Consider the following 2,955-nt stretch of genomic DNA (forward strand, 5'->3'; position numbering starts at 1 on the left):
ATTATTGTTTGTAGGCAAAGACAACAAAAGTCCCTTTTTAGGGGGACTTTTATAAGAAGTTTTATTAATTTTTATTTCTCAAGAACTGCCTTGATTCTTCTAACACCAGCTGAGGAAGATTGTTCCTTCTTGATAACAAACTTACCCATATTACCTGTGTGTTCAACGTGAGGACCACCACATACTTCTTTAGAGAAATCACCAATTGAATATACCTTTACTTTCTCGCCATACTTAGCATCGAATTGAGCGGCAGCACCCTGCTCTCTAGCTTCTTCAAGTGTCATTGTCTCACAAATTACAGGTAAGTCCTTCTGAATTTGTTCGTTTACAAGGTCTTCAACGGCTTTAAGTTGTTCTTTTGTAAGTGGAGCTGGGTTATTAAAGTCAAATCTTAAGCGTTCAGCTGTAATATTTGAACCAAGCTGCTTAACATAACCACCAAGTACTACACAAAGAGCCTTGTGGAGGAGGTGTGTTGCAGTGTGAAGAGCTGTAGTAGCTTCACTGTTATCAGCAAGACCACCCTTAAAGGTGCCTTCAGCACCTGCTCTTGAGATCTGCTGGTGCTTTTCAAATGCTTCAGCAAAGCCCTTTTCATCAACAGTAAATCCATGCTCCTTAGCAAGCTCGATAGTAAGCTCAATTGGGAAGCCATATGTATCATAAAGCTTAAATGCTAAGCGACCTGAAATTTCTCTTGAGTTACCTCTCATTAAGTTAGGAAGCATCTTCTCAAACTCTTTTTCACCCTTAACAAGTGTATCAGAGAACTTAGCTTCTTCCTTCTCAAGCTCTGTGAAGATGAAATCCTTATGCTCAATAAGCTCTGGATATGCATTACCATAGAGATCAAGAACTACTGTTGCAAGCTCACTTAAGAAGTGCTTTTCAATTCCAAGTTTCTTACCATGTCTAACAGCTCTTCTGATTAAACGTCTAAGAATATAACCCTGTCCTACATTTGATGGAGCCATACCCTTTTGATCACCTAGGATGAAACATGAAGTTCTTACGTGGTCAGCAATAATTCTGATTGACATATCATCATCTTCAACTTCACCATACTTTTTACCAGTTAAAGCTTCAATTTGATGGATAATTGGTTGGAAGACCTCTGTCTCGTAAACACTCTTTTTACCCTGTAAGATAGCAATTGTTCTCTCAATACCCATACCAGTATCGATACACTTTCTTGCCATTTCCTTGAATGTTCCGTCATCTTCCTTACGATAACCCATAAATACATCGTTCCAAATCTCAAAGTACTTTCCGCACTTACAACCTGGCTTACAGTCAGGGCCACAAGCTGGACGACCTGTATCTATGAACATCTCTGAGTCTGGACCACAAGGACCTGTTTCACCTGCTGGTCCCCACCAGTTATCTTCTCTTGGCATGAAGTAAATTCTATCTTTACTAATTCCAAGGCTTTCCCATTTAGCAGCTGCAACATCATCACGAGGAACTTCGTCATCACCTCTGAAGACTGTTACAGATAGTCTTTCTGGATCAATTCCAAGGTGCTTTGTCAAAAATTCAAAGCTATATTCAATAGCCTCTTCCTTAAAGTATGCACCAAGAGACCAGTTACCTAACATCTCGAAGAAGGTTAGGTGGTGTGGGTCACCTACAGCATCGATATCACCAGTTCTGATACACTTTTGATAGTCAACGAGCATATTACCTGCAGGATGCTCTTGTCCAAGGATATATGGAACAAGTGGGTGCATACCAGCGGTAGTAAAAAGTACTGTTGGGTCATTCTCGGGGATAAGAGAAGCACCAGAGATCTTGTGGTGTCCCTTAGATACGAAGAAATCAATATACATTTGTCTTAATTGATTTGCAGTTAATTCTTTCATAATGAAAAAAGTATATTCTTTTTACACTATTTATAAAAGTATATTATTCAATGAGTTTTGCAACATTCTCAGCTGCATCCTCTCCTACTTTATTATAGCTCTCCTGAAAGAAGTGAAATTCATCTTTCATAGGCTCATTAATTAGTATTGAAGATACGATTGTTACATCCTTAAGCTTTCTTTGAGCATTTCTTATTACATCGTAGCGCTTTTCTTCGCCCTTAATGTTACATCTTCCAATTTCAATTAGAAAGAGCTCCTCAACGCCCGCTCTCTTTAACTCGCTATACATACTATTAAATAGAGCTATATACTCTTCTTCGCTAGTATTTTTGTCTCCATCGCTCTCGCCTTGAAGAAATAAAGCATAGGTATGCTTTACTTCGTCCTTAAGAAAGCTTTTAGCTAATGAGAGTCTATTTATTGCATCCCTTAGATAGCCACACTCTGAATTAATTTGCCACTGAGAAATAGTGCTTCCACCCTTTGAAGCACTAACTCCTACTATAGGAGCTTTAGTTAATGAGTAAAGTTTATTCATAAAGGAAGTTACTAAGGAGCCACTTTTCTTTATTCCATCATCAATTCCACCGATGAGGTTTTCATTTACTCCAAAGGGCTCCTCTACTGGATATAATCTTGTTGGGTCACTTATTGCTCTAAACTCATATAGGTTATTACTAATAGCCTTTGGAGCTTTTCTATAGTCTCCACGACCTGCCATATTTGATTGCCCAATAAATAAAAGTGACAACTCTCCCGCCTAAAGGCAGTGAGCTTCCTGAGTCGTATTCTCAAGAACTATTCCTGCTTTTTCGACGTTGGGCTTCTTAGGTGCGTTCGCACGGTCGTCCACCATGTTCGTCTTCACAGGCGTTGATTTCCCGCCGTCCACGGGTATTGTCATCATTTCGTACCCCTTCTTCTGTATATTCACGCTGCCATTCCTGTCACGATCATGCACAACGTTACATACGGGGCATTTCCATTCTCGTTCACTGAGTGTCAAATCTTTATAGATGTAACCACAGTTACTGCAAAGCTTGCTGGATGCATAGAAGCGTGGAACCTTTATGAACAGAGTCCCATG

General features: G+C 39.6%; 3 protein-coding genes. All 3 read right to left on the reverse strand.

Features of this window, described 5'->3' with window-relative positions; translation table 11 throughout:
• Window positions 1-71: 71 nt before the first annotated feature.
• Entirely contained in the window at window positions 72-1,868 is a 1,797-nt protein-coding gene (locus SOY52_RS04265; RefSeq protein WP_320847743.1) for an alanine--tRNA ligase, read from the reverse strand.
• 40 nt (window positions 1,869-1,908) lie between these two features.
• Window positions 1,909-2,619: a sialate O-acetylesterase gene (locus tag SOY52_RS04270; protein ID WP_320847741.1), complete on the reverse strand. Its 711-nt coding sequence runs from the start codon at window positions 2,617-2,619 to the stop codon at window positions 1,909-1,911.
• Between the two features lie 9 nt (window positions 2,620-2,628).
• Window positions 2,629-2,955 (reverse strand): zinc ribbon domain-containing protein (locus SOY52_RS04275; protein WP_320847742.1); only part of this gene is annotated, 327 nt, incomplete at its 5' end.

This window comes from Bullifex sp., assembly GCF_034103065.1.
Classification (GTDB): Bacteria; Spirochaetota; Spirochaetia; order Sphaerochaetales; family Sphaerochaetaceae; genus Bullifex.